We start from the raw sequence: 26,365 nt of genomic DNA, 5'->3' as shown, positions 1-26,365 counted from the left end.
TTGTAATTAGGTGGTGAGTTGTGCACTAAATACTGGCAAAACCGTTCTGTTAAGGTGTTTTGCCAGGTAGGTTTATAAAATTTAACCTTAGGTCAGTCGCCTTTGATCGGTTACTTTGAAAAAGGCCATGGTTTGTTTCATCGTTTCCGACTCATCCTGCATTTGCGTGGAGGCCGAGGAAGTTTCCTCCGCTAGGGCGGCGTTTTGCTGGGTAATGTGGTCGATGCTGGTAATGGCCGCGTTGACCTGCTCTATCCCTTGTTGTTGCTCTAGAGAGCCTTTGGCAATCAACTCAATCATGTTGGCGACTTCGATAATGGCTTGATTGATGTCGTTTAAGGTATTGCCGGTTTCTGCAACCTGTTTTTCACCCAATTGAACTTGGTTTACGCTGTTTTCTATCAAGCTCTTAATCGTGTTTGCGGCTTCTGCCGATTTTTGCGCCAAATTTCGAACCTCGCTTGCCACGACGGCAAAACCTCGACCGTGTTCTCCGGCACGTGCCGCTTCAACGGCTGCGTTCAAAGCCAGTAGATTGGTTTGGAACGCAATGCTGTCGATTAAGCCGATGATTTCCGCAATCTTATGACTGGACTCGGTGATTTGCGACATGGACTCCTGTGCGCGTTGAACCACTTCCATGCTGGCCTGAGATTTATCGCGTGCATTGTGAGCCATTTGGTTGGCGTCTTGCGCCGATTCGGTATTTGAGCGAATCGTTGCGGTAATTTCTTCGAGCGCACTGGCGGTTTCTTCCAGACTGGCCGCTTGTTCTTGAGTGCGTCCGGAAAGGCTGTTGCTGCCTTCGTATACTTGACCGACGATGAGCGAGACGCTTTCGGCGGATTGCTGGACGTCTTGCACGATGGTGGAGAGCCCGATAATCGATTGGTTGACTGCATTGGTCAAGTCGCCAAAGCGCCCGGAATACTCGGTGGTAATGACACTAGTCAGATCACCTTCCGATTGCGCCTGGGTGACACGGCTGATGTCGTCGATCGCATGAGCAATGGTATCAATGGTTTCATTGATGGCTTGTTTCATGGTATCAAGCTGTCCAGGTAAATCGATGCTGATACGGTTGTGCAGTTCACCCTGGCTGACGGCCTGCATGACCAGATTGGTTTCGGTGACGAATCCGTTTAAGAGGTCGACCGTACGGTTCACGGAGTTGGCGGCACGTTCGAATTCGCCGTTAAGCTCCAATTCAATTTGGTTGGAGAAATCCCCGGCCGACAAAGCCTGGTTGACGTTGTTGAGTTCACTGAAGATCGATTGGATCTGAATGACCGAACGGTTGATGTTTTGTTTCATTTCGTCGAAGTCACCGACCAAATCCGTTTGGATTTGATTATCGAATACCCCTTCGGCCATGTCGTGCATAACCGTTTTAATCTCTTCAATTGCGTCATGCTGCACTTTCAACATTTCGTCGAATGCCATTGCCATTTGCCCGATTTCGTCATTCGAACGGATGTTCGTGAGTTTAGAGAAGTCGCCGCTATGGTGAACTTCGACAATGGTGTTTTTAAGTTGTTCGATCGGTGCATTCACTTTGCGTGAGATATAAAACACGATTAGCAGGGATAGGAACAGGCTGACCAGCGTGGCAATCAGGGTTGTCTGAATCAACGTATCGGCACTGGTTTGAATCTGCTGAGTGTCGTTTCGAGTCATGCCCCAAATCTCTTCCTGCAGACGTTGCGAGCTATCGATCAGATTCGTTGTGATTTCGACCAGGCTCTTATCAACCATCGTGTCGAGGGTCTCAAGATCCATTTTGAATCTAAACAAAGCGCGGTTGATCTTGTTGACGTTGATGTAAGCTTTTTTGACCCAGCCTTTTTGCTGCCGATCCAATGGAAAAGCTTCGATAATACCGAGCACCTCTTTAAGCGCCATGATTTCCAGATCGATACGGCGGAAGTCGGAGATGTTGTGCGAAGTGTAGTAACGCAAGGTGTATTGCTGGGCAATATTGAAGTGCTTGATTGCCAGGTTCGCTTCCTTACTGATCTCTTCATTAGAGTAGCGGCTAAGGTTGGTCAGTTGCAATACCGCTTCCGGTGCAAGTTCGTTGGTGACCTCATTCAATTTGTCTAGCGAATTGATCGCCTTGGGCATGATCTTATTGATGGAAAGTCCGAAATACGCCTTGTTGGCTTCTTCTATATTGGCGAGCAGTGCAAGTTCCTCTTCCCGTAGAGGATAGGTTTTTAGCTCTTCCTGTAACCACTCCGCACGCTCTTTCAATAGGCGTAGTTCTTTGCCGTATTTTTCATCGTGGCTCAATAGGTAATTGGTAATTAAAATCTGCGCCTGCTGAGTGTTCTTAAGCAAGTCGGTAGACAGATTGACTACCGGAATCGCGGTCTGTTTTACCCCGGTTGCCGCATCATATATTTTGTTGGAGTTCAGGTAAGTGATTGCACCAATCAAGACCATGAGTGTAATAACGAAAACCGGCGCAATGGCCAGTTTTGATGACATCTTGAGATTGGATATAAAGCCCGAATGATTGTTGGTTTTCGACATGACGAGCTCCTTACTGTGCTAAAGCATCGATTTTTCGACCAACTTTAACCATGAGTTGATGCACTTCGTAAGGTTTTTTGCCTTCAAGCAGTTTTGGCGTCGAAGCCGGGTCGGTGATGCCCAATTTTGCTTTGATGCGCACGAGTTCGGCCAGAATGTTATTCGTCATGTCGTACACCTCGGTCGGTGTGATTTTGCCGACAGGAAAGTCCGATACGCGTACTGCGGGAATGCCCAGTTTGCGTTCGAGTTTGGCGATTTTGTACAGATTCATGAAGCCTTCAATCGTTGAATCGTAGGGAGAGGCTGTTTTATCTAGAGGAACTTTGCGATCCGGAAATTTAACGCCCATCTTATTGGCGATAAGATCGAATTCGGCATCGATTATTTCACTGTTACGGAATACCTGGTTCGGGTCGATAGGCCCGATTAAATCATCCATTTCCAGAGAGACTTCCATCATTTTTTCATAGGTGCTCGAAGGGGTCTTATTATCGACAAATGCGGCGTGTTCGAATTGCAATCCTTTCGCTTCCATGACCTTTCCGAGTTCTTCGTTAAGGAACTGTACGATTTGGAATACGTCGGTTGGCGTGATGTCGCGCACGGGAATGGTTTTTTGTTCTGCAGTAGGGAGATTAAACTTTTGCTGTAAACGAATGATCTTTTCATTCAGTTCAATCGCTTTGGAATAAACGTGTACCGGAAGTTTGTTTGTTTGTACCGGCGGCTTACTGACTTTAGAACGGATTTTAGCGTCCTTGCGAATGGCCATGATTTGGTTTTCCAAGTCAGATGCGAGTTGAAACACATGACTAGGGGTTTCGTCCGCGGCGGATACCTGCAATGGAATGAAGCAGCCAACGATAAACAGTAACAGGTATAAACGGTTTGAAATCTTCATTGATATTCCTTTTTATACGATTCAGTTTTGAATGATTCCGGACAAAAAGCAGTTTAAATGCCAGTTTTTTTACTAAAAATGCAAAGGTGAAAATTTATTGGAAGAAGGGTAAGTAGTTGTATGAATGCAGCGGAATTTATCACGTACTAATTTGCCGGTTTTGTACCGATTTAGTGCTGAAGAAGGGGTTTTGTGAGAGAAATTTAAGTCGTAAATAAAATAAAAAAATTAGAAAGTTTTTATAGATTTCAGTCAATTTTGATAATTGAACTTAAATAAGTGTGAATTGCACCATTTTGTACGTCGATATACGACGTTTCCAAATGTGAATGTGTGTTTGAGTTGGGGGAGAGTTTGTACGGCTTCGGTTGCAGGAGGATATTCAAAGGTTCAGCTGTATGTAGCTGTCGTGAATATAAAAAGCCCTCGAAATGAGGGCTTTTTGGATAAGGTTAGTCGCGGTCTCGGTTTAATAAGAAGAGAGCGCCATAACACCGTCCATTTCAACGTCGGTTGCTTTAGGTAGCTCTTTCACGGCTACCGCAGCGCGTGCCGGATAAGGCTGTTGGAAGTATTCCGCCATGATTTCATTTACTTTCGCGAAGTGAGACATATCGGTCAGGAAAATATTCAGTTTGACGATGTCCTGTAAGGAACCGCCCGCTGCTTCACATACCGCAGACAGGTTTTTAAAGACCTGATGGATACGTTCGGAAATGTCGCCTTCAGCCAGCTCCATGGTTTCCGGAATCAGGGCGATTTGTCCGGAAAGATAAACCGTGTTGCCGACGCGTACTGCTTGAGAGTATGTGCCGATTGCTTGAGGGGCATTAGGAGTGGAAATCACTTCGCGCATGATGGGGTTCCTTTATCAATTAAATGGTTAAGCCGAACTATTGTAGCAAAATTAACAGGTCGGCCGGTTTTGAACATTTTAGGATATTTGAGTGCGGAATACCGTAAAAAAACGGTTAGATTCGTTGGATTTTATCTACGATAGGAACACGCTTAAGGAAGCGCATGACTTGGGCTAAATGCGTTCGGTCGCGCACCGCGATGACAAAGTTCATGAGACTGTAAGTTTCGTCTTTATCTTCCGAACGTACTCGCTCGATATCGGTTTTGTTTTTAGCGATTTCATTGGCGATGGTCGCCAGGGCGCCGCGCTGGTTTTTAACTTCCAGTTGAATTTCGGCCAGATAGGTTGCTTCGTGATCGGTTTCCCAGTTTACGTCGAGCAACTTTTCCGGTTGGTTTTTGATCTTCTTGACGTTATGGCAGTCGTCGCGGTGAATGACCAACCCTTTTTCGGTACTGATAAAACCGACGATCTTATCACCGGGGATCGGATGGCAGCAGTTTGCAAAATTGATGACCATACCCTCGGTACCGGAGATCGCTAAAGGGGTATCCGGATTGGGTTCTTTTGCAGGTACTTTGTCTTCCGTTCCTAGAAGCAGATCGTGAATCTGTTTGGCGACCAGTCCGGCCATGCGGTTGCCTAAACCGATTTCGCTGAGAAGATCTTCCCAGTGATCCAGTTTTAAAGCACCGGCAATTTCCCGTCGAATCAACTCGGTCAACCCGTCGTAAGCCATATTGTGTGTACGCAACGCTTTGGTCAGGAGTTTTTCGCCCAGGCTGATTGCGGCACCTGCCTTTTGATTCTTTAGGTAGTGGCGAATTTGCGATCGCGCTTTAGCGGTGGTGGCGAAATTCAGCCATGACGGATTCGGTTGGGCATCCTTACCTTTGATGATATGGATGGTCTTACCGCTTTCTAGCGGCGTACGCAACGGGACCAACTTTTTGTCTATTCGGCAGGCCACGGTTGAATGGCCGATATTGGTGTGAACCGCATAGGCGAAATCAACCGGAGTCGCGCCCTTAGGCAGGGTGATGATGTCACCTTTCGGAGTGAAAACGTAAATTACGTCCGGGAATAGGTCGATTTTGACGTTTTCCAGGAAGTCTAATGAGTTACCGGCACTCTGTTGAATTTCCAGTAAGTTTTTCACCCATTCCTGAGCAAGTACTTCCACTGAGCTGAGCGAGTTTTCGTTATTCTGATGCCCGTCCTTGTAGTGCCAGTGTGCGGCGATTCCATGTTCGGAAACGTCATGCATGGTTTCGGTACGAATCTGCACCTCAAGGTGAATGCCGTAAGGGCCGAATAAGGCAGTGTGTAGAGACTGGTAGCCGTTGGGTTTAGGAATGGCGATGTAGTCCTTGAAACGGTTCGGTAACGGTTTATAGAGCGAATGAACCGTTCCCAGCGTACGGTAACATTCGTCGGCTGTGTTGACGATGATGCGGAAAGCGAAAATATCCAGAATATCGCGGAAGCTTTGGCGCTTGTTACGCATCTTTTTATAGAGGCTGTAAAGGTGCTTCTCACGCCCGATGACGCGTGCCGGAATGTTTTCCTGTGCCAAACGGTTCTGCAATGTTTCGGTGACATGCTCAATCACTTCATGACGATTTCCGCGTGCCTTTTTAACCGCATTTTCCAACACTGCAAAACGTAAAGGATGCATCGCTTTAAAGCCGAGGTCTTCAAGTTCGATACGGATCGCGTTGATGCCCAATCGTGCGGCTATCGGTGCGTAGATGTCCAAGGTTTCGTGCGCGATTCGGCGCTGTTTGTCCGGACGCATGACGCCAAGTGTGCGCATGTTATGCAGTCGGTCGGCCAATTTGATCAGGATGACGCGAATGTCGCGTGCCATTGCCAGAATCATTTTACGGAAGTTTTCGGCTTGGGCTTCCTGGGGAGTCTCGAACTGCAGTTTACCGAGTTTGGTGACGCCGTCGACAATCTCGGCAACGTTTTCACCGAATTGACTGATGATATCGTCTTTGGTGTAGGGAGTGTCTTCGACAACGTCGTGCAGGATTGCGGCGATAATGCTCTCTTGATCGAGTTGCATTTCAGCCAGAATTTCAGCGACTGCAACCGGATGCCAGATGTAGTCGCCTCCCGCTTTGCGGGTTTGGCCTTCATGTGCCTTGGCACCAAATTCAAAGGCGGCTTTTATCTTGTCGACGCTCTCGTCGTTTAGATAAAGCGACGCCTTTTCAATTAAGCCTTGAAGAGAATTTGGTGTGGGCATAGATTGGATAGGGACGCTTCTTAGCTGAAATACGGAGGGGTATCAGGATCCGCCATGACCACATCACGGTCAATTGAGTTTTCTGCTAATTCGCGTAATGCCATTACGGTTGGCTTATCATTATCCCAACTTAAAGTCGGTTCAGCACCATTGGCAAGCTGACGTGCACGTTTTGCACTGACAAGCACTAATTCAAAACGGTTTTCAACCTGGGTTAAACAATCTTCTACGGTAACTCGAGCCATAATTCCAATCCATCTTAAATTTCAAAGTTAAGGAGTTATTTTACCTTAAATTTAATGATACCGAAGATGAAAATTTAGCGAAACCCTTATTTTTAGTGTCCGCTAATAAAAATGTCGAGAGCAATGAGGTATTTTTCCAAGGTATCTTGTTGAACTTCAAGCGCTTTCTTGGCGCCTTTGCCTAGATTTTCAGCGGCTTGAGGGTGGTTCAGCAAGGTTTCAAGACTTTCCTTGAGATCGGAGTAACTGTGGCATTGAATAATCCCTTGGTGGGATTTCAGTAAGGCCAGTTCGTCTTCAAAATCGGACATGTCCGGACCGGTCATGATCGGTTTGGCGAAAGCGGCCGGTTCAAGGATGTTATGACCGCCTTTGGGAACGAAGCTACCGCCCATGATGACCAGCTCGGCATGGGCGAATAATGCGATCAGTTTTCCCATGCGGTCGTCCAAAAACAGTTTTGTTTGCGGCTCGGGCATTTTGTTTTTACTCGCCACTTTTAATTTCGGGTCGAGCGTATTCAACTGTTTTTGAATCTGAATGCTGCGCTGCGGATGGCGCGGTACGATCACCAACAGTTCGGGACGCTGTAATTCCAGCCACAGTTGGCTTATCTTGAATTCTTCGTCTTCATGGGTTGAAGCGGCCAGTACGTAAGGGCGCTCGATCGGGCGAGGCGGATTATGCATTTCCGTCAGCGCCGCGTATTTCAAGTTATTAAGCACCTGGATGTTTTCAGGATTGGCTCCCAGTGCTTGAAAACGTTGGGCTTCTTCTTCCGAACGGGCGATGATTTTATTCACTTTTTGAAGGCTTTCCCGGTAGGCTTTTTGTAGCCAGGCCGGAGCGCCTAAGGTTTTTTTGGACAGGCGGCCGTTGAGAATGCAAAGTTCGATCTGTTTTGAGGCGACAATGCGATAAAGATTAGGCCAGATTTCGGTTTCCATTACCCAGAGTCGAGCGGGTTGATAACGCTTGAGAAAGTGACGGATTGCAAACGGCCAATCCAACGGCAGGTATCGATGGACGACTTGATCGCCGAAACTCGACAGTACTAAATCTTTACCGGTTGGGGTGCTCGTGGTGATTAACAGCGGGTAGTGCGATAAAAGTGCACGAATCAGGGGTTCCGCAGCTTTGACTTCGCCGACGGACGCACAGTGAAACCAAATTGGCTTTTGTTGAGTGTCTGTGGATTTTGGCGCAGGGTAGTAAAGCCCCAGGCGTTGAACGACAAACGACCAGCCGCCTTTGCGTTTAAAGGCATCGATTAGAATTAGAACCCAGATCAAAGGGCTTAATAGACGAATGAGCAGCTGGTACATGGTCGTAAATTTCAGCTCGAAGAGAGTTAAAAATCAGCTATTGAAGACGCAATGAGCGAATTTCAATGTCCTGCCATCAATAAGGCTTCCATAATGGCGATGTCGCCTGGAAGATCGACTTCCGGTGAATCCCATTTACTTTCCACCACTTTGATTTTGTGTCCGAACTCCAGTGCGCGCAGTTGCTCAAGCTTTTCAATATCTTCCAAGCGCCCCATCGGCAAGGTGTTGAACAGGTCGACAAAGCGTTTGGTGTAAGCGTAAACGCCCAAGTGTTTAAAGCTGTCGTGATCCCAGTAGTCGCGGCCGTGTGGAATCGTGGCGCGCGAAAAATACAGCGCAAAACCGTTGACGTCAGTTACCAGTTTAACGTCTTTGGGATTGGTGATTTCCGCTTCGTTAACGATTTTGAACGACAGGGTGCTCATCTCGAAACTGCCGTCGTAATCGGCGGCCATAAAAGGCGCGATTACGTCCTCGATCGATTCGTGATGAACCAGCGGTTGATCGCCTTGAACATTAACGATCAGATCGTCGTCCTTTAAACCGACGGCACTCGCCGCAGCGGCGATACGGTCTGTTCCCGAAGCCGCTTCCGCCGGTGTCATGACGACCTGGCCGCCGAACTCTTCGACGACGGATTTGATACGGTCGTCGTCGGTGGCGACATAAACGCCTTTTAATCCTTGCGCTTGCGCGATGCGTTCGTAAACGTGCTGAATCATCGGTTTGCCGTTGATCAGTTTCAAAGGTTTTCCGGGTAAGCGGGAAGAACCGTAACGCGCAGGGATAAAGACATAGGTGTTCATATTGGAATCTTCGATTTTAAGTTTGGGTAAGTAAAAACGATTCAGTTTTCAGGGCTTGATTCTTGAGGTTTGGCTGGGCGTTGAGTGCGACTTTATGTCCCAGTCAACAATACCGCCAAAACCGAAAAAACAACGTCTGAAAATTACATCTTCTCGTATAGGGAGCGCAACATTTCAGGTGTGACATGCGTCTGCCAGTCCGGACCGTAAACGTTTTCCCACAAAGGCGCCAAACCGGAAGCGACTTTGATCATTTTATCCATGTCGGCTTCGCTCATGTCTTTGGTGATGCCTTTAGGCAGAGTGATGTTGTGTTTTTTCATCATCTCGCGGAAGATTTTGACCCCTTCAGGGTAGAAGTCGTCCAGCACGTCGAACGCAATGCAGTTACCGATACCGTGGTGGTAACCTAAAACGTACGACAATCCGTAAGATAGAGCATGACAAGCACCGACCTGGCTGTAAGCGATACTTTGTCCGCCCAGGTAGGAAGCCATCATCAGTTTCTCGTCTGCATCCGGATGGTCTTCCAGGAAGATTTCGTAACAAAGATCCAGTGACTTTTCACCGAAAGAACGTGCGAATTCGTTGATATAAGTACCGTTCAACGCTTCGATATTGTGGATATAACAATCCATACCGGTATAGAACCACTGGTCTTTCGGTACGCCTTTGATTAGATCCGGATCAAGGATGATCTGGTCGAATACGGTGTAATCCGAGTTCATGCCCAGTTTCTTGTCCGGTCCGGTTAATACGGTGGTGCGAGAGGCTTCGGCTCCGGTGCCCGAAAGGGTCGGGATACCGATGTGGTGAACCGCCGGATTTTTGATCAAATCCCAACCTTGGTAGGCAGCCGAGCCGCCCGGGTTGGTCAGCATCAAGGAGACCGCTTTGGCCATATCCAAAGTCGAACCGCCGCCCAGACCGACAACGCTGACCGGATTTTTGCCGTTGGCGAACGCCTGGACTTCTTCGGTTAATTGGTCGACATAGCTGGTTTTCGGTTCATCCGTCGTATCGATCCAGATGATCATGTCTTGAGGTTGTGCCGGAATCTGGTCTTTCAGAGGGCGGTCACGGTGAATGTGATCAACCGCAAATACGACAAAGTCGTCTGCCTGTTGGCGTTCTACGGCTAGAACGTCGTCTAATTGTTCGAAAGATCCGCGTCCGAAGATGATTTTAGGAACGGTTTTAAAGTTACGAAATTTCATTGGATAAACCTATTTTTTGAATACGTTTGCAAAAGCATCGATGCGTTTTTGAATATCTTCTTCCGTCCATGCCAATTGAATCAGCATCGACAAGGTACGGCTCATGATTGCGTCGGATTTCGGTGTTTTAACCTGAGTGTAATCCGGACGGTCGGCAACCAATTCGATCGGTAATTTAGCCGGCCCTTTCATTTGGTGGATGTGCGTCCAGTTTTTCCAGTAATGCCAGTTGTTCGCATACCAGTAGAATACGGCCGGTACGCCTTCAGCGGCTAACGCGCTGACAACTTCCTGAGTACGTTCTTCCGATGGTAGGAAGAAACTCAGGAAGCCGGCATTGTCTCCCTCTTCGTCGGGGATTTCGCGGAACGTGACTTCCGGGTATTGCGACAACGCTTCTTTCAAGGCTTTTTTATTGCGACGCTGAATTTCCAGGATACGATCCAGTTTTTTCCATTGGGCGACGCCCACCGCTGCATTCATTTCCGAAATGCGGTAGTTGGTTCCCATAATCGGGTGGCCTTCCGCGCCACGATCCATACCGATATGGTCGTGACCGTGATCCGAATACATATGGGCGTGGGCATAAATCAATTCATCGTTGGTCAAAACCGCCCCGCCTTCACCGCAGGAGATGGTTTTAACCGAATCGAAAGAGAGCGTTCCCACTTGGCCGATAGTTCCCAACGCTTGACCTTTGTAGGTCGCACCGGTTGCTTGGCAGGCATCTTCAAGAAGGATCAAACCGTGTTTGTCGCAGATCGCCTTGATTTCGTCCATTTTCCCCATCGAACCGCACATGTGCACAAAGTTGACGGCCTTAGTGCGCGGCGTAATAGCCGCTTCGATGCCTTCCGGCGACAAGGTCAGGGTTTCGTCGATTTCGGCAAAGACCGGAATCGCTCCGGCTAAAACGATCGCTTCTACGCTGGCAACGAAGGTGAACGGCGGAACGATCACTTCATCGCCGGCACCGATACCGGCCGATGCCAAAGCGGTTGAAAGCGCAGCGGTCCCGCTTGAGACCAAGTGGGCATGTTTAACCTTAAGGGTGTCGCAAATCAAACCTTCGAGTTCGCGCGCCTTCCAAACCTCGTTGCGCATGCCATCAAAGTTATAACGGAAGGTAAAGCCCTGTTCCATCACTTCATTAATTTGTTGTTTTTCAGATTCGTCAAAAATCTCAAAGCCTGGCATTGCGTGACTCCTTGGTCGCTGTGGTTCGGTTAGCGGTTGATAGCCGATTATTTAGAAGAAATAAGTGCATCAATCAAATTGGCATGCTGCATCACTTGTTTGTTTTTGGTGAGGCGGCCTGCACTGAAAATACTGTGTAGTTGTTTGAGAGCAATCTCAAAGTTGTTGTTGATGACGATGTAATCGAATTCATCATAGTGCGACATTTCGTTGACGGCGTCTTGCATGCGGCGGGCGATCACTTCTTCACTGTCGGTGCCTCGACCATTGAGGCGACGATGCAGCTCTTCCAGTGAAGGAGGAAGAATAAAAATCGAAATCGCTTCGGGAATCAGCTTGCGGACTTGCTGGGCGCCCTGCCAATCAATCTCCAGGATGACGTCTTTTCCGGCTTTCAATTGCGCTTCAACCGTACTTTTTGACGTACCGTAAAAATTATCGAAAACCTTGGCATGTTCCAAAAAATCGTTTTGGTCGATTTTTTCCTGGAACTGCTCAATGCTCAAGAAATGATAATTGACGCCGTTTTCTTCGCCCGGTCTCATCGGGCGGGTGGTAGACGAGACTGAAACTTTGATGTGGCTGTCCAATTCAATTAATTTGCTGACCAGCGACGTTTTACCCGCGCCGGAAGGGGCAGAAATAATATAAAGTGAACCGCTCATTGCCTGTCTCCAATCCAGAAATATCTTTTATTATGAGGTTATAGCTATTTTTAGTAATGCGCTATTTTAACAGAGAAATTCGAGTAGTTGGAATCTAAGCGAAGCATACATTTGAAAACTCAATTCAGTTTATAGAAAGAGTGTGTTTTTTGTTGTAGCGAGATGGCCGATTAATCATCGGGCTCGTTTATAAATCGTCGATGCGTTGTTTTGCTTAAATGCTTGAATTTAAGGACGTAGCCTTAGGATTTTTTTGAGAATTTTTAAAAATCTTAAATGGAGGCAAAACCGTAAATCCATTACAATGCCTGTATGCATAAAGAAAGTATATTTTTAATAGGTCCGATGGGTGCGGGGAAATCAACCGTAGGGCGTGCATTGGCCGAGCGTTTGCAGTACGAGTTTATCGACAGCGATCATGAAATCGAAGCGCGTACCGGGGCGACGATTCCGATGATTTTCGATATCGAGGGCGAATCCGGTTTTCGCGATCGTGAAGAGAGCGTAATCGACGAGTTATCGCAGCGCCCACGAATTATCCTGGCAACCGGCGGAGGCGTGGTCGAGCGCGAGGAAAACCGCAAACATTTGCGTACCCGTGGGTTCGTAGTTTATTTGAAGTCACCGGTGGAAGCTTTGATTCAAAGAACCAAACACGACCGCAACCGTCCGTTGCTGCAGCAGGCCAATCCGCAAAAGGTACTTAAGGATTTGATGGTAAAACGCGAACCTTGGTATTTGGAAATGGCGGATCTGGTGATTGAAACCCAGCAAGTGCCGGTGCATCGGGTCGTGAAGTTGATTGCCGATCAGTTGCAGGCCGATCAGATTGTATAAAAAACACAGTTGAACAAAATTAGAAACATTAAGAGAGTGGCGAGTGAAAACGTTAACGGTTGAATTAGGGGATAGAAGTTATCCGATTTTTATTGGTGAAGATTTGTTGGGCAATGCCGAGCTGGCGAAGCCTTATGTAAAAGGCACGCAGGTGTTGATTGTCACTAATACAACCGTGGCTCCTTTGTACTTGGAACAGTGCAAAAAAGCGTTTGCCGACTTTGAAGTGGAGTCGGTCATTCTACCCGACGGCGAGCAGTATAAAAATTTAGAAGTGTTGAATCAGGTGTTTGACGCTCTGATCGGCAAGCGTTTCGACCGCCGTTGCACGTTGGTCGCCTTGGGCGGCGGTGTAATCGGTGACATGACCGGATTCGCAGCGGCGGCGTTCCAGCGCGGCGTGAATTTCATTCAGGTGCCGACGACATTGTTATCGCAGGTAGATTCTTCTGTGGGCGGTAAGACCGGTGTTAACCATCCGTTAGGTAAGAACATGATCGGAGCGTTTCACCAGCCGCAGTGCGTCATCATCGACACTAAGACTTTGAATACGTTGGAAGATCGCGAGTTGTCAGCCGGATTGGCGGAAGTAATCAAATACGGTTTGATCGGGGATTATCCGTTTTTCGAATGGCTGGAAGCGAACTTGGAAGCCTTGTTGGCTCGTGAGCCGGTGGCTTTGGCGGAAGCGATTCAACGTTCTTGCCAGAATAAAGCCGACATTGTCGCCAAGGACGAGAAAGAGGCCGATATGCGTGCGCTGTTCAACTTGGGACACACCTTCGGTCACGCGATCGAAGCCGGTATGGGTTACGGTGCTTGGTTGCACGGCGAAGGCGTCAGTGTCGGAACCATGCAGGCGGCGTACATGTCAAAATTGATGGGCAACATCGATCAAGCGGATTTCGAACGTATTCAAGCGATTTTCGAGCGTGCTAAATTGCCGGTTTGTCCGCCTTCGGTGGAAGAAATGCCAAATCAGAAATATATGGATTTGATGGCGGGCGATAAGAAAGTGCAAGCGGGTACGATTCGTTTGGTCTTGCTTAAAACCATTGGTGAAGCTTACGTTACCGGCGATTATCCTGCGGAATTATTGCAAAAAACCCTGACGGAATGGCGTTGTTAATCTAGGCGTTGTGGTCGGGCGGAAATTTTTTTAGTGACCTTTTGATTAAGGAGTCCGTTATGCCGGAGCGTTTCGTCAGTCAATTCAATGTCCAAGGTGTGACTTTTTCGATGCGCGATCATTTGATGATGATCGACGTGGAGAACGAATACGCCAAAGCGACCATTACGACCCACGGCGCTTGCGTACTCAGTTATGTGCCGCAAGGCGGGCAAGATCTTTTATGGGTTAGTCCTACGGCTGTATATAACGGTCAGAAAGCGGTGCGCGGCGGTATTCCCGTCTGTTGGCCGTGGTTCGGGAAGGCAAAGTCGGCAGGTTTGCCTGCTCATGGCTTTGTTCGCAATATGGTATGGCATCTTGACCGTGTTGCAAATTTGCCTTCCGGTGTGACCGAAGTGATATTGGTTTGCGATGATACCGCTGAAACCCGATCGGTCTGGCCGCACGCTTTTCATTTGGAGCTTAAGATCGAAGTCGGCGACAAGTTGGCTCTTTCGCTCACGACAACCAATCTTAACGATCATGACATCGAAATTACCGAAGCCTTACACACCTACTTCAAAGTAGCCGATCCGAGAGGGTTGACGGTCGCCGGATTGGGAAACACCATTCATCTGGACAAACTTAACGAAGAAGCACCACCGGAAATTCAGACGGAACCGGTCGTGATTCATCCGCCGAAAGATTCGGTTTATTTAAACCATCAAGGTGAAGCCGTTATTGAGGATCTGGGAAATCAGCGTCGTATCGTGATCGAGAAACGGAATTCGGATTCCAGTGTGGTATGGAATCCGGGGCCGGAAATCGTCAAGGGATTTGACGATATTCCCGAACAAGGTTGGCTGGAGTTTGCCTGTGTAGAAAGCGGCAATGTGCTGGATAATCAGGTGGTGATTCCAAGTGAAGAGAAGCATTGCATGGTGATGATTCTCTGTGCCGAGACGCTATAAGTTCTAAATCCTTGTCTTTTCCCAAGTCGTGTCGAACTTCAATTTGTGGCTTGATTTGCTTTATGAAAGTAAATCTTGAGATAAATTAATCCTAAGCAACCGGTAATCAAGCTCGGCACGATCAACGACCAGTTAGGGAATTTCCAATAGGCGAAAATTCCCAATACCCCACCAATTAAAAAGCTGAATAACAGTACCAGTAGCAAGTTCGCCTGCCACGGCCAAGGCTGTTTGTTTTTGACCTTATTCGCCAGGTGTACGCCGATATCGGTCACCGTTCCCGTCATGTGGGTGGTTCTGAGTTGCAAGCCGCGATAACTGGCCACCAGTGCATTCTGTAAACCGCAGGCTATCGCACTGAGGAACAGGGATATCTCCGATTGGATGAAGCTGAACAGAGTCGCCGTCGCCAAGATGGCACAGTTTAATAGTAAGGCGTGACCGTAATTTGCCGTGGTTTTAAATTGCGCTCTTCCGATTAACAATCCGGAGAGAAAGGCTCCGCATAAAAAACCGATTAGAATCGTGAAGCTGTTTATGAAATCGTTGAGTTCAAGATGGACGATGGCATCGCTTAAGCGCGAGGCAACGCCGGTCATCTGGCTAACGGGAATCCCGAATTCAATCAGCATGGCACTGTTGATGTAACCGGCCATAGACGCCATGATCATCGCGATGATAAATATTTTTCGTATCGAGAATTGCAGTTCCGGAGCAATTTCCGGATTTTCGGGGATTTCTTTAGGCGGATAGGGCATGTGTAGAAGGCAAAATAAAAGGCCTGTTAGAAAACAGGCCTTAAGGTTAATTAAGCAATCAGTTGGTTTTTAAGTTTGTTTAGTGCTTGCTTTTCCACTTGGCGAATTCGCTCCATGGAAACACCAAACTCTTCGGAAAGTTCTTTCAAACCGACTTTGTCGTCCGATAACCAACGTTTTTGGACGATGGCACGACTGCGTTCGTCCAGGGTCGCAAGTGCCGCCTGCATTCTGGACAGTTCATACTCGGCTTGGTTTTCTTGAACTAAAGCCATCTCCGGATCGGCGTCGTGGCTAATCAAAATTGGGAATGTGGTGTTTTCGTCCTCTTCCGCAGTTTGATCAACCGACAAATCTTTACCGTATAAACGGCTTTCCATTTCCAAAACGTCTTTACGGGTTACACCCAATTCTTCGGCAACCGTATCGGCGTCTTTATCGCTGAACCATTCCAGGTTTTGTTTGGTACTACGCAACTTAAAGAACAGTTTGCGCTGCGCTTTAGTGGTTGCGGTTTTAACGATACGCCAGTTTTTGATTACGTATTCGTTAATTTCGGCACGAATCCAGTGGACCGCAAACGTCATAAGACGTACGTTCTCTTCTGGATTAAAGCGTTTGACCGCTTTCATCAAGCCGATGTTACCTTCCTGAATAATGTCGCCTAACGGCAGGCCGTATCCGTTGTACGAACGTGCTACCGGTACTACGTAACGTAAAGAAGATAAGATCAGCTGACGAGCCGCCGATAAGTCTTTATCGTAGTAAAGTTTTTCGGCAAGCGCTTTTTCCTGTTCGGCCGTTAGCTGTTCAATGCTTTGAACCGTACGTAGATAAGTATCCAGGTTTTGTCCCGGCGTTAATTCGTGCGCCAATACACGCGTGGCAGGTAGCCCGGCGTGCGTGGTAGGTTGTTTAGTTTTTGGGTGTTTTACAAGAGATTTCATACTCGGTCTCCCTCCTAAACTTAATTGAATAGCCTAATACTAGCAGATTATTAGCACTCATTGCAAGAGAGTGCTAATAAAATTCACACTTTGTTAATGGTGTTGTTAAGTGTTTGAAAAACATTGCTTTTTGAGAATAAAAAAGCCGGAATAAGCACTGCTCATTCCGGCTTGAAGATCGATCAAGTCGATTTTTTAAGGCCGATGAAATTAATCGTTTTCCGATAGCTGTCCGGTTTGCTGCATCATTTCCAACCAAGCGTCGCGTAGTTCGGTCAGGATCTCAACGGCGCTATCCAGATAGAACGTTTCTTTTTCAAATACCGACTCTTGAATGCATTGGTCGGCATAACGGTAAAGTTCTTCCAGATCGAAAGCCAAAGGCGTGTCTTGACTGAACTGTAGACGGTCACGCAGAGCGTCCAAAATGGTAGTCATACGGCCTAGATGAAAGCCCTTTTCAACCAAAGCGTTACTTTGGTGACAGACCTTAGCCAGATTTCCTTTGTCTACCGCGCCTTGAAGCAATAATAAAACGGTTTTACGCGGGTTTTCAGCTAAGTGCTGTTCCGTTTCCTGACTGCGTTGATACTCTTTTAAAAGAGGTGCTTGTGCTTTTGAAATTGGATTGTTTGTTGTCATGGCAAATTCCCTACAGTGTGTTATATGGCAAAAAATGCCTCTAAAAAATTAAAGTAATGCTGTTAGTTGCCGTACAGCAGGGAGCATGCCAAAAATCAAATAGTTAGCGGGATTGAGGTGGAGGAATTGCGTGACAGAACAGGCAGTGTTTCTTTATAAGTATTTGATTTTAAATGATTAATTTTTATTAAAATATTTTTATAAAAAGAGCGGTTAGAAGCAAGAACGGGGTGAAACAGAAGCTGAAAATCGATTGAGTGTCAAAGATTTGGAGTGGCCGTTCAGTAAGCCGACGTAGTTAATCTTCGTCGGCTTAACGTTGAGCGGCAAAATGGAGTGTTAGAAGGTGACTTTAACGGCAGCCGCTACGTTCTTGGCTTTTTCTATCGCCGCTTCGATGGTTTCAGCGCGGGCGATTGCAACTCCCATGCGACGTCGGCCATTGATATCCGGCTTCCCGAACAGGCGGATCTGGGTATCCGGTTCCGCCAATGCGTTTTCCAAGTTCGAGAACGAAGTCTGGGTCGAACTTCCGGTCGGTAATATGACGCTTGAAGCAGACGGTCCATGCTGTGTAATGTTCGGAATCGGCAATCCAAGGATCGCTCTGGCATGTAGAGCGAATTCGGAAAGATCCTGCGACATTAACGTCACCAAACCGGTGTCGTGGGGGCGTGGCGAGACTTCGCTGAAATAAACCTCGTCGCCTTTTACGAACAGCTCCACACCGAAAAGACCGAAACCGCCTAATGCATCCGTCACTTTTTTGGCGATCTCTTGCGATTTTTCCAACGCTGCCGTGCTCATCGGATGTGGCTGCCAGGACTGACGGTAGTCGCCGTCTTCTTGGTAATGGCCGATCGGTTCGCAATAGCTGGTACCGTGAATATGGCGTACGGTTAGTAGCGTGATCTCGTAATCGAAATCGACAAACCCTTCAATGATGACGCGGCCTTTCCCTGCGCGTCCGCCTTCCTGGGCATAGGCCCAAGCGGATTCGATCTGGTCCGCCGATTTTATGACACTTTGGCCTTTCCCGGAGGAACTCATGATCGGTTTAACCACGCAAGGCATTCCAATGCCTTCGATGGCTGCCGTAAAGTCTTCCAGTGTATCTGCAAATTCGTAAGGAGAGGTCGGCAGTCCAAGTTCTTCTGCGGCCAAGCGACGAATGCCTTCACGGTTCATTGTCAATTGAGTGGCACGTGCTGTCGGAATAATGGTGACGCCTTCGGTTTCCATCGCTGCAAGCGTGTCGGTGGCGATCGCTTCGATTTCCGGTACGACATAATGTGGCTTTTCCTGTTCGATGACTTGTCTCAAGGCATCGCCATCCAACATCTCGATTACGTGAGAGCGGTCTGCAACCTGCATGGCAGGGGCGTTTGCGTAACGGTCGACGGCAATCACTTCTACGCCTAAACGTTGTAATTCAATGGCAACTTCCTTGCCTAACTCCCCAGCTCCGCAGAGTAGAACGCGGGTGGCTGTTGCAGAAAATGGTGTACCAATGCTAGACATGGCATCTCCTTTGCTTAATACAAGTTAAGAATGATAAAAGACAGCAATCACAGTCCGTTATTTTCATCGAATAGATTGCGACATTATACGGCAAACCACTTCACAGATTCAGTTCAAGAAGTGGATTTGTTTGCACAAGGATTCAGCATGTTAGAGCTTCGAAAATCAGACAAACAGCGGCACGCCGACTCGATCGGCATGTTACTTGAGGATGAGAGTGTCCGAACCACCAGAATGCTTAAACGCAGCGAAGTGGAAAAGCGTTCGAACATCAAGAAAGTAATCGGTGATTTGCAAAAGCAGTTTTCGCATACGGTTGATATGCCTGCAGAAATTGCCGATATGGTTGAAGCTCAAGTGCAGTTGCGTACCCGTGATCTTTTCCGTCAAGCGAATTACGATTCATTGACGCACCTTCCGAATCGTACTTACTTTGGCGAAACTTTGGAAAAGGTATTGGAAAGTGCCAAGGCCGATAAAACCGAATTCAGCTTGTTGTTTTTGGATTTGGACGGGTTTAAGGCCGTGAATGACGTGTTGGGCCATCATGCAGGTGACGAGTTGTTGCAAAACGTTGGCGCCCGTTTGATTTCCTCGGTACGCGAGGGTGATATCGTCAGTCGACGCGGTGGAGATGAATTTGTCATTTTATTGGCGGATCTGTCCAGTCGTGAAGATATCGTCAATATCTGTAAGCGCATTATCACCGAGGTGAGTCGTCCATACTGGTTAGGTCAAAAAGAGGCCGAGATTTCTACCAGTATCGGTGTAGCTCGCTATCCTATGGACGGCGCGACCCCTTCCGAATTGATGGAAAATTCCGATGCCGCTTTATATGTTTCCAAATCGAAAGGCCGTCGTACTTACCGTTTCTATAACGAGATATTGGAAGAAGTGCCGGCAAGATGTCACGAATTGCAGGACGAGTTTGCGACGGCAATCGACAATGGCGAAGTTGAAACTTGTTTCGAACCTCAGGTCGAATTGAAGTCGGGTCGAGTGGTTGGAACCAGTGTGACAGCACGTTGGAACAACGAGCATTTTGACAGCCCGTATATGAATAGCTGGATGGAATTGCTGGTTAAAAGCGGCAAGTCTCAATCCGTTGCCACCTGGTTGGTGGATACGTCTTTATATTATCTACAGCAATGGCGCGAGCTGGAAAGCGAGTTGGTGGTTTCCGTCCCAGTACTGGACAGTCTTTGGCTGCATCAGGATTTGGTGGCGTTTATGGATGAACGTATTCAAAACTATCAAGTCAGCCGAGAGCAGTTGCAGTTGGAGTTTTCGTTAGGTGTTTTACAAAATATCGACGGTAAACTTAAAAAGACCTTAAAAGAGTTGGGTGACGCCGGTTATCAGATCACGTTGACCGAAGTGGGCGCTTATCCTTTGGATTTGGCATTGTTGTCCGAATTACAGCTAAACGAGATTAAGCTGGATAAGGATTGGTTGCAAAAATCGATGGAAACCAAAAGCGGACAGGCCTGGTTGCAAGGTTTGATTCAGATGGCGAAGAGTTTGGATATCTGTGTGATCGCTACGGGTGTGGAATCGCACGAGCAGGTTCGCAAGCTACGTCAATGGGGATGTTTGATGGGTCAAGGTAAGGTTTGGGCTACGCCGATCGAAGCCGGCCGTTTCAACAGCCATTTGATGGCTCGCCATCGAGTCGGAGCCTAAAGAGATCGTTACGATCGTTTCTGAATGACGCCATACAGATCAAGTCGGTATGGCGTTAAGCATTTACTCTATGTATTTGCTATTTAACTTTCTTTAGCTGTTTCAGCATTTCAAGAATGACTTTGGCGGAGTGGGTTGCAGCTTGCTCCAAGTACTTTTCAAAGGTCACCGCATTTTCTTTACCGGCAATATCCGAAAGCGAACGGATAATCACAAACGGCGTGTCAAACGTATGACATACCTGCGCGATCGCCGCCGCTTCCATTTCACAGGCAATCATCTCGGGAAAATTATTGCGTGTGTTTGTTACGTCTTCCGGCTGATGCATGAAACGGTCACCGGTGGCGATCAAACCGTGCATGTGCACCACTTCCTTTAATGCGTCAATGCTGTTCTGAGCGGCTTTCACCAGCTTTTCGCTCGGTAGGAAGCAGGACGGCATACCCGGAACCTGTCCCAGATCATAGCCGAAGGGGGTGACGTCGACATCATGATGGCAGACCGAGCTGCTGATGACGATGTCGCCCACGTTCAGATCGGTATGGAAACCGCCGGCAGAACCCGTATTGATGACGTAATCCGGATCGTAAAGTTGCAGTAATAGCGTGCTGCTGATGGCGGCATTGACCTTACCGATTCCGGAACGCAGCAATACCACTTCGATATCGCCGATCTGTCCCAGGTAATATTCGAAGCCCGCGTGTTTTTGAGTTTGTAGGTAGGTCATCTGACTGCGCAGAAGGGCGATCTCTTCCTCCATAGCGCCGATAATGGCTACTTTCATAGTTCGTTACCTAAGGATTTCAAGGTTTCAGGCGATAAGGCGATCTCTTCATTCTTGTTGACGCCGATGCCGTGATCGATGATCTCTTGTGCGATCTGTTTAGCTTCTTCAAGCGAGTGCATGACGTAGGTTCCGCACTGATATTCATTCAGTTCGGGAATGTCTTCCATGCGCTCGACATTTAATACGTCTTTCATGGAATCCAGCCAGGCCTGGCTAACGCGTTCTTCACTTGGAGAACCCAATAAACTCATATAGAAACCGGTGCGGCATCCCATTGGCGAAATATCGATGATTTCAACGCCGTTACCGTTTAAGTGGTTGCGCATAAAGCCGGCAAATAAGTGTTCCAGAGTATGAATGCCTTTTTCGCCCATCATCGATTCGTTCGGTTTGTTGAAACGCAAGTCGAATACCGTGATAGTGTCTCCGGACGGCGACTGCATGGTTTTGGCTACACGAACCGCAGGTGCATTCATAATGGTATGGTCAACGGTGAAACTGTCTAATAAAGGCATAGCAAAGTCCTGTTAAAAATTAAATGGATTCTGATTGATTGTCCGGGATCAGTTGTTTTTTTAACAACCAACCGTTATCGGTTTTGATAAAGAGATAGTCACGTTTAAATTCAAGTTTGTCTCCGGGCACAAAGTCCGGAACGGTCATTTTAAGTAAACCGAGATTGACGGTGCGCGAGATCTTTTCCAAAGCGGATAGGGACTGATCCATCATGATGAGTTCAGTGTATTCCTGTAAGGTTCGATCCGCTTTTACTCTCATGGTCATTTCGGCAACGTAGTGCGTATCGTTCTGTTTGTAACCATTGTCCTTGCGTGCTTCTATTACGCTAAACAGCCCCGGGTACTCCTGGTTAAAGTATTGGGTTGCCATGTCCTTGATGTCTTCATCTTCAGGTTGAGTTATTCCGAGGCAACCGGCCAACAATAAAAAGCCTAGAAAAAGAGTACTTAACAATGGGTGGCGCATATTAACACTCCGGGTTTAGGCAAGGATCAAGTAGGATTGAAAAGGATACCATAATCTAAGTAGACGAGTGAATCGACAAGCGCGCTTAAGTTGTTGTAAATGCAAAGTTCAGACATAAAAAAAGCCAGCATAAGCTGGCTTTTGGGGGCTATGTGAGGGGGGTGGACCTCACATAAAGATGGTGCGGAAGGAGAGACTCGAACTCTCACACCAAAGGCACCAGAACCTAAATCTGGCGTGTCTACCAATTCCACCACTCCCGCGTATCTTTTGTTGTAGTTTTTAGAAAACTACATAAAGAAATGGTGGCCTGACCTGGAATCGAACCAGGGACACAGGGATTTTCAATCCCTTGCTCTACCGACTGAGCTATCAGGCCTAAATTAGATTTGGCGTATTATAGGGATGGGCTTGGCGGCTGTCAAATTTAATTTGAAAAAAAATATCTAAAATTTACATTGGAGATTGAATTTGAACCAATCGGTGTAAAAAGCAAGTTTTGGGCTACTGGATCTACATAAGAAAACAGTCTTTTCCATGGTTGTTTTACAAGTGAGAACTTTGCGTTGAATTTAAAGGCGTTAATGTTCGATGTTGTCGTCAGGGTTGGAGTACAATCCATTAATAAATCTTTTAAAAACAATGAGTAGGGCATGAAAGAAAATCCAGCCGATATTCACGAATCGCTAGAAGATTTTCAGATTCAGGATGGGCCGAAAGCGGTGGTTCCTATGGCTGGAAGAAACGGCTTTTATTCGGCGGTTATTGAAGATTCATCTGTTCAGGCTTCGATGCAGTCATGGATTGAAATGGATTGTTACCAGCTCAGTCGGGGTAGTCGGATTGCTCAGATGGACTGTCTTGATCTAGGCAACCAACAGATCGTTCGTGAAAGCCAGCAGGCGGCCGTTCAAAAACAGGGGGTCACTCCCCCAAATCTTTGCACGATTTCTTATTGCACGACAGATCCCAGATGTCGATTTTCGGAACTCGACATGGCTAAGGATGAGACGGTATTTTTTCTGCCTGAAAATACCGAATTTGATATTTTTGTGCCTGCAGGCATTCAAACCGCTTACATCAGTCTCGACCAAGAAGAATTTTTGAATAGTGTCAGAGTGCTTAATCCAACGGCTTGGGAACGCACGCCGCAGCAATTGCTCGCTATCGATACGGCTCAGCAAGGTGTATTAAAAGAGACGGTAAATAGATGGTTAAAAATGGCCGAAATGGATGTTGTGTCGAGTTCGCACATGCTAACAGAGCAAATTCATAGCATGTTGCTACAAAATGTTCTTCAGGTAGCGGCCTCGACAGGGCTTGATGATTTGCGGCCTTCCATCGAAAAAAGAAAGCGCGCGCTTTCTATTTGTCGAAAGACCTGTGATTTTATAGAAGATAGCCTCGCATCGGATATCGTCCCCACCGTCGTTGATATTTGTAAGTTAATCGGTGTCTCCGAAAGAACGCTGCAATATGCATTTCGGAGTTATGTCGATATGCCCCCGAATGTATACCTTCGTTTCCGTCGACTAAACCGTGTGCGTGCAATCTTGCGCGCCTCTGACCCACAGTCAACTACTGTCACGACGGTGGCGATGCGATTCGGCTTCTTGCATCTAGGTCGGTTTGCCCACGAGTACCGCCAGTTATTTAACGAAAGCCCTTCGAAAACACTTGCTTCCTGAATTATTAATATTTTCCTTTTCTATATACAAGCGACTGTTCTTTCTAATGTAAAGAATGGAATTGATCTTATTGCCAAACTTGGCTGTCCGGTTATTAACGGATTTTTCGTTTCAAACAACGATTCCTTTGGCTATAAATCTTAGAAAAACCTCCCGTTTAATAGTGAATTTGCGGAAATCGGATAGTCGTGTACATTTTTCACGCCTAAAGTTTCTGATATCAAATCAATATCAGGGGAATGGACAAATGTTAGGCATCGTAAGAACGCATAAAGAAGCGGACTCTCGTATTTTTCGCACAAAATTAAAGCCACTGGTTGTCGCCATGTTGCCGTTGCTGGCATTCGGCAATATGAATTATGCAAATGCCGGTAGTTGTGCGGCGGGTGCGGTCACCATCGCGAGTGGTTCAGGCGGCTGTACGGTCGATGGTGTAAATCCGGTTACTACCGTTGAATTCTTACCTGGTGTTACTAATTCTGACCCTTTAAAACTGACGGGGGGCAATGCACCTTCCGGGGCGGTGACCACTCAAGCTGATGGACGAGGCATGGTTTCAGTGGAGGCCTCAACGACCAGTCAGAATAGTTTTGGCATCGCCGGTACGGGGGACCTTAACTTGGTAACTTTAAGGAATGGCAGCACATTTAATTTAGGGCATGATCTTGCCGCTAATTTTTTGAATATTAACGGTACGCTCAATCAAACTGCAGGAACGGTCACTCTTAACTCTGACATGGATTTAACGTTGCCTAATGCTGTTTATAACCAGTCCGGCACCGGTGTGTTGCATGGTACTCGTATCATTTTGGGCTCTACAGGTACTTTGATTTTACAAAATCAAGGGTCGGGCGTTATTCAAGGCTCCACTCCTAATCACGGGGCTCTAATCTTTGCAGGAAACTATGATACGGATTCCGTCTTAGGTATTAACACAGGAGGTAGCTCTGGAAGCTTGGCTTCTATCACGGTTAATGATGGTGTCACTTTAACTCTGGATAAAAATGCCAGTGCCACGACTGTTAATGTCGGTCAGGGAGCCAGTGGTATCCTGAACCAATCTGCCGCTACGTTAAGGGCGACCAACTTGAATGTTAATAACGGCGCCACCTATAACTTGAGTGGTACAGGCGTTGTCAATGCGACCAATATTTCAATTGGATCTGGTGCATCGTTGAATGTGAATCAAGCTGGAAATACGAGCATTGCATCCACTGTTTCCGGATCTGGTGCCATCACCCAAAATGGTTCAGGAACCTTGACCTTGTCCGGCAGCAACACCTACAGCGGCGGAACCACCATAAATGACGGTACGCTCTCGATCAGTAGCGACAGCAACTTGGGTGATCCCAGTGGAGATATTGTTTTTAACGGCGGTACCTTGCAAGCCACGTCTGATCTGACGCTCAACAGCGGACGCAGTATTACACTGAATAGTGGTGGCGGAACCATTGATACAGGTGCGAATAATGTGATTTACAATGGTCGTTTTGAACTTGCCGATGGCGGCCTAATCAAAAAAGGCAGCGGTACGTTAACGCATACAGAATATGCAAATTATAGTGGCAATACCGTTATTGAGGATGGCACGCTCAAAATATCAAATTTCTCAAAGGGGAGTTACATCAATAATGGAGCGCTTATTGTTGATGTTCATTCAGGCAACAGGAATATGATCCACGGCATTGGCGGTACAGGCTCTTTTACAAAAGAAGGAGCTGGAAGTGTAGGTCTTTGGGGTGACAAAACGTACACTGGTAACACCTATATCAATAACGGTATTTTATACGCACACGGTAATTACGCATTGGGAAGTAATGGTGCAGTTACCGTAAATTCAACAGGAACGCTTGTACTTGCTGGTAATCTAACCGTTGGCTCTTTAGCTGGGGCTGGTAATGTTGATTTGAGCTATTCTGGTGCTAACACTTTGACTACGGGTGGAAATAATACCTCGACCACCTTTAGCGGTGTACTGTCCGGTGGTGGAGGTTCTTTGGTCAAGACGGGGACGGGCACATTAACCCTTATCGGTCTTAATACCTACAGTGGCGGCACCACCGTCAATGGCGGTAGTTTGCAAGGCACGACCGATTCATTACAGGGTGACGTCGTGAACAATGCGAATGTCGCATTTGACCAAAGTGCATCGGGCACTTATGCCGGCGCGATGAGCGGCACAGGTCATCTGATCAAGTCGAATACGGGCGTATTGACCCTAACGGGAACGAATACCTACAGCGGCGGAACTACAGTGAGTGGCGGAACCTTGCAAGGCACGACCGACTCATTGCAGGGCGACATCGTGAACAATGCGAATGTTGTGTTTGACCAAAGTGCATCCGGTACTTATGCCGGAGCCATGGGTGGCACAGGTCATCTGATCAAGTCGAATACGGGCGTAGTGACCCTAACGGGAACGAATA

Annotated in this window: 23 protein-coding genes and 2 tRNA genes; 6 read left to right on the top strand and 19 right to left on the bottom strand. The window is 47.3% G+C overall.

Translation table 11 applies throughout. The features are described 5' to 3' along the window. Positions 1-87: 87 nt before the first annotated feature. From ABY044_RS04015 to gmk, 10 genes are all read right to left on the bottom strand, one after another. Positions 88-2,535, bottom strand: a complete 2,448-nt coding sequence (locus ABY044_RS04015; protein WP_373018414.1) for a methyl-accepting chemotaxis protein — start codon at positions 2,533-2,535, stop codon at positions 88-90. A 10-nt stretch (positions 2,536-2,545) separates the two neighbouring features. Further along, positions 2,546-3,439 carry a hypothetical protein gene (locus tag ABY044_RS04010; RefSeq protein ID WP_373018412.1) on the bottom strand — a complete coding sequence of 298 codons (894 nt, stop codon included), beginning with the start codon at positions 3,437-3,439 and terminating at the stop codon, positions 2,546-2,548. 469 nt (positions 3,440-3,908) lie between these two features. Then, entirely contained in the window at positions 3,909-4,295 is a 387-nt protein-coding gene (locus ABY044_RS04005; protein ID WP_373018410.1) for a RidA family protein, read from the bottom strand. Between the two features lie 115 nt (positions 4,296-4,410). After that, positions 4,411-6,552 carry a bifunctional (p)ppGpp synthetase/guanosine-3',5'-bis(diphosphate) 3'-pyrophosphohydrolase gene (locus tag ABY044_RS04000; protein ID WP_373018408.1) on the bottom strand — a complete coding sequence of 714 codons (2,142 nt, stop codon included), beginning with the start codon at positions 6,550-6,552 and terminating at the stop codon, positions 4,411-4,413. A gap of 20 nt (positions 6,553-6,572) precedes the next feature. Then, positions 6,573-6,797 (bottom strand): DNA-directed RNA polymerase subunit omega, encoded by a 225-nt coding sequence (gene rpoZ, locus ABY044_RS03995; protein ID WP_373018406.1) that lies wholly within the window; start codon positions 6,795-6,797, stop codon positions 6,573-6,575. A gap of 92 nt (positions 6,798-6,889) precedes the next feature. Continuing rightward, positions 6,890-8,122 carry a 3-deoxy-D-manno-octulosonic acid transferase gene (locus tag ABY044_RS03990; RefSeq protein ID WP_373018404.1) on the bottom strand — a complete coding sequence of 411 codons (1,233 nt, stop codon included), beginning with the start codon at positions 8,120-8,122 and terminating at the stop codon, positions 6,890-6,892. A 62-nt stretch (positions 8,123-8,184) separates the two neighbouring features. Next, positions 8,185-8,931 (bottom strand): 3-deoxy-manno-octulosonate cytidylyltransferase, encoded by a 747-nt coding sequence (gene kdsB / locus ABY044_RS03985; protein WP_373018402.1) that lies wholly within the window; start codon positions 8,929-8,931, stop codon positions 8,185-8,187. 143 nt (positions 8,932-9,074) lie between these two features. Next, on the bottom strand, positions 9,075-10,148 hold the full coding sequence (locus ABY044_RS03980) for an iron-containing alcohol dehydrogenase family protein (protein WP_373018400.1): 1,074 nt from the start codon (positions 10,146-10,148) through the stop codon (positions 9,075-9,077). A gap of 9 nt (positions 10,149-10,157) precedes the next feature. Next, positions 10,158-11,345, bottom strand: coding sequence for a DegT/DnrJ/EryC1/StrS family aminotransferase (locus ABY044_RS03975; protein WP_373018398.1), 1,188 nt, complete (start codon positions 11,343-11,345; stop codon positions 10,158-10,160). Positions 11,346-11,392: 47 nt separating this feature from the next. Then, positions 11,393-12,010: a guanylate kinase gene (gene gmk, locus ABY044_RS03970; RefSeq protein ID WP_373018396.1), complete on the bottom strand. Its 618-nt coding sequence runs from the start codon at positions 12,008-12,010 to the stop codon at positions 11,393-11,395. A 312-nt stretch (positions 12,011-12,322) separates the two neighbouring features. Here gmk and aroK point away from each other — a divergent pair, with 312 nt between their 5' ends. The 3 genes from aroK to ABY044_RS03955 are packed head-to-tail and all read left to right on the top strand — an operon-like array spanning position 12,323 to position 14,929. Beyond that, a complete protein-coding gene (aroK, locus tag ABY044_RS03965; protein ID WP_373018394.1) occupies positions 12,323-12,847 on the top strand; it encodes a shikimate kinase AroK in 525 nt (174 codons plus the stop codon). A gap of 43 nt (positions 12,848-12,890) precedes the next feature. Continuing rightward, on the top strand, positions 12,891-13,976 hold the full coding sequence (aroB, locus tag ABY044_RS03960; RefSeq protein ID WP_373018392.1) for a 3-dehydroquinate synthase: 1,086 nt from the start codon (positions 12,891-12,893) through the stop codon (positions 13,974-13,976). Between the two features lie 59 nt (positions 13,977-14,035). Further along, positions 14,036-14,929: a D-hexose-6-phosphate mutarotase gene (locus ABY044_RS03955; protein ID WP_373018390.1), complete on the top strand. Its 894-nt coding sequence runs from the start codon at positions 14,036-14,038 to the stop codon at positions 14,927-14,929. A gap of 38 nt (positions 14,930-14,967) precedes the next feature. Here the strand turns inward: ABY044_RS03955 and ABY044_RS03950 are convergent, their stop codons facing one another. From ABY044_RS03950 to purT, 4 genes are all read right to left on the bottom strand, one after another. Beyond that, entirely contained in the window at positions 14,968-15,687 is a 720-nt protein-coding gene (locus tag ABY044_RS03950; protein ID WP_373018388.1) for a YoaK family protein, read from the bottom strand. Positions 15,688-15,737: 50 nt separating this feature from the next. After that, a complete protein-coding gene (gene rpoH / locus ABY044_RS03945; protein WP_373018386.1) occupies positions 15,738-16,634 on the bottom strand; it encodes an RNA polymerase sigma factor RpoH in 897 nt (298 codons plus the stop codon). A 210-nt stretch (positions 16,635-16,844) separates the two neighbouring features. After that, positions 16,845-17,276, bottom strand: a complete 432-nt coding sequence (gene fliS / locus ABY044_RS03940) for a flagellar export chaperone FliS (protein ID WP_373018384.1) — start codon at positions 17,274-17,276, stop codon at positions 16,845-16,847. Positions 17,277-17,615: 339 nt separating this feature from the next. Then, positions 17,616-18,797 (bottom strand): formate-dependent phosphoribosylglycinamide formyltransferase, encoded by a 1,182-nt coding sequence (gene purT, locus ABY044_RS03935; RefSeq protein ID WP_373018382.1) that lies wholly within the window; start codon positions 18,795-18,797, stop codon positions 17,616-17,618. A 147-nt stretch (positions 18,798-18,944) separates the two neighbouring features. On the opposite strand from purT, the gene ABY044_RS03930 reads away from it, so the two are divergent. Beyond that, positions 18,945-20,480, top strand: a complete 1,536-nt coding sequence (locus ABY044_RS03930; RefSeq protein ID WP_373018380.1) for a putative bifunctional diguanylate cyclase/phosphodiesterase — start codon at positions 18,945-18,947, stop codon at positions 20,478-20,480. A 79-nt stretch (positions 20,481-20,559) separates the two neighbouring features. On the opposite strand, the gene mtnN is transcribed toward ABY044_RS03930, so the two are convergent. The 5 genes from mtnN to ABY044_RS03905 all read right to left on the bottom strand — a co-directional run bounded on the left by mtnN (position 20,560) and on the right by ABY044_RS03905 (position 22,630). Then, positions 20,560-21,264, bottom strand: a complete 705-nt coding sequence (gene mtnN / locus ABY044_RS03925) for a 5'-methylthioadenosine/S-adenosylhomocysteine nucleosidase (RefSeq protein WP_373018378.1) — start codon at positions 21,262-21,264, stop codon at positions 20,560-20,562. Beyond that, positions 21,261-21,782, bottom strand: a complete 522-nt coding sequence (luxS, locus tag ABY044_RS03920; RefSeq protein WP_373018376.1) for an S-ribosylhomocysteine lyase — start codon at positions 21,780-21,782, stop codon at positions 21,261-21,263. The genes mtnN and luxS overlap by 4 nt, the downstream gene beginning before the upstream one ends. Positions 21,783-21,801: 19 nt before the next feature. Further along, a complete protein-coding gene (locus tag ABY044_RS03915) occupies positions 21,802-22,251 on the bottom strand; it encodes a hypothetical protein (RefSeq protein WP_373018374.1) in 450 nt (149 codons plus the stop codon). A 179-nt stretch (positions 22,252-22,430) separates the two neighbouring features. Further along, positions 22,431-22,514 (bottom strand) — tRNA-Leu (locus ABY044_RS03910). 40 nt (positions 22,515-22,554) lie between these two features. Next, positions 22,555-22,630, bottom strand: a tRNA-Phe gene (locus ABY044_RS03905). Positions 22,631-22,904: 274 nt separating this feature from the next. On the opposite strand from ABY044_RS03905, the gene ABY044_RS03900 reads away from it, so the two are divergent. Together ABY044_RS03900 and ABY044_RS03895 are read left to right on the top strand one after the other, a co-directional pair. Continuing rightward, positions 22,905-23,939 carry a helix-turn-helix domain-containing protein gene (locus ABY044_RS03900; protein WP_373018372.1) on the top strand — a complete coding sequence of 345 codons (1,035 nt, stop codon included), beginning with the start codon at positions 22,905-22,907 and terminating at the stop codon, positions 23,937-23,939. Positions 23,940-24,186: 247 nt separating this feature from the next. Next, positions 24,187-26,365 (top strand): autotransporter-associated beta strand repeat-containing protein (locus ABY044_RS03895; protein ID WP_373018370.1); only part of this gene is annotated, 2,179 nt, incomplete at its 3' end.

Source organism: Thiomicrorhabdus sp. (assembly GCF_041583835.1).
Taxonomy (GTDB): domain Bacteria; phylum Pseudomonadota; class Gammaproteobacteria; order Thiomicrospirales; family Thiomicrospiraceae; genus Thiomicrorhabdus.
This window is presented reverse-complemented; position numbering and strand designations above follow the sequence as displayed.

Excerpts from the sequence above, each read along its gene's own strand:
- fliS (WP_373018384.1), bottom strand. The coding sequence starts at position 17,276 with ATGACAACAAACAATCCAATTTCAAAAGCACAAGCACCTCTTTTAAAA.
- ABY044_RS03980 (WP_373018400.1), bottom strand. The coding sequence starts at position 10,148 with ATGAAATTTCGTAACTTTAAAACCGTTCCTAAAATCATCTTCGGACGC.
- ABY044_RS04015 (WP_373018414.1), bottom strand. The coding sequence starts at position 2,535 with ATGTCGAAAACCAACAATCATTCGGGCTTTATATCCAATCTCAAGATG.
- ABY044_RS03955 (WP_373018390.1), top strand. The coding sequence starts at position 14,036 with ATGCCGGAGCGTTTCGTCAGTCAATTCAATGTCCAAGGTGTGACTTTT.
- gmk (WP_373018396.1), bottom strand. The coding sequence starts at position 12,010 with ATGAGCGGTTCACTTTATATTATTTCTGCCCCTTCCGGCGCGGGTAAA.
- luxS (WP_373018376.1), bottom strand. The coding sequence starts at position 21,782 with ATGCCTTTATTAGACAGTTTCACCGTTGACCATACCATTATGAATGCA.
- ABY044_RS03950 (WP_373018388.1), bottom strand. The coding sequence starts at position 15,687 with ATGCCCTATCCGCCTAAAGAAATCCCCGAAAATCCGGAAATTGCTCCG.
- ABY044_RS03900 (WP_373018372.1), top strand. The coding sequence starts at position 22,905 with ATGAAAGAAAATCCAGCCGATATTCACGAATCGCTAGAAGATTTTCAG.
- kdsB (WP_373018402.1), bottom strand. The coding sequence starts at position 8,931 with ATGAACACCTATGTCTTTATCCCTGCGCGTTACGGTTCTTCCCGCTTA.
- ABY044_RS04005 (WP_373018410.1), bottom strand. The coding sequence starts at position 4,295 with ATGCGCGAAGTGATTTCCACTCCTAATGCCCCTCAAGCAATCGGCACA.
- ABY044_RS03990 (WP_373018404.1), bottom strand. The coding sequence starts at position 8,122 with ATGTACCAGCTGCTCATTCGTCTATTAAGCCCTTTGATCTGGGTTCTA.
- ABY044_RS03915 (WP_373018374.1), bottom strand. The coding sequence starts at position 22,251 with ATGCGCCACCCATTGTTAAGTACTCTTTTTCTAGGCTTTTTATTGTTG.
- aroK (WP_373018394.1), top strand. The coding sequence starts at position 12,323 with ATGCATAAAGAAAGTATATTTTTAATAGGTCCGATGGGTGCGGGGAAA.
- mtnN (WP_373018378.1), bottom strand. The coding sequence starts at position 21,264 with ATGAAAGTAGCCATTATCGGCGCTATGGAGGAAGAGATCGCCCTTCTG.
- rpoH (WP_373018386.1), bottom strand. The coding sequence starts at position 16,634 with ATGAAATCTCTTGTAAAACACCCAAAAACTAAACAACCTACCACGCAC.
- ABY044_RS04000 (WP_373018408.1), bottom strand. The coding sequence starts at position 6,552 with ATGCCCACACCAAATTCTCTTCAAGGCTTAATTGAAAAGGCGTCGCTT.
- ABY044_RS03975 (WP_373018398.1), bottom strand. The coding sequence starts at position 11,345 with ATGCCAGGCTTTGAGATTTTTGACGAATCTGAAAAACAACAAATTAAT.
- ABY044_RS03930 (WP_373018380.1), top strand. The coding sequence starts at position 18,945 with ATGTTAGAGCTTCGAAAATCAGACAAACAGCGGCACGCCGACTCGATC.
- ABY044_RS04010 (WP_373018412.1), bottom strand. The coding sequence starts at position 3,439 with ATGAAGATTTCAAACCGTTTATACCTGTTACTGTTTATCGTTGGCTGC.
- purT (WP_373018382.1), bottom strand. The coding sequence starts at position 18,797 with ATGTCTAGCATTGGTACACCATTTTCTGCAACAGCCACCCGCGTTCTA.
- rpoZ (WP_373018406.1), bottom strand. The coding sequence starts at position 6,797 with ATGGCTCGAGTTACCGTAGAAGATTGTTTAACCCAGGTTGAAAACCGT.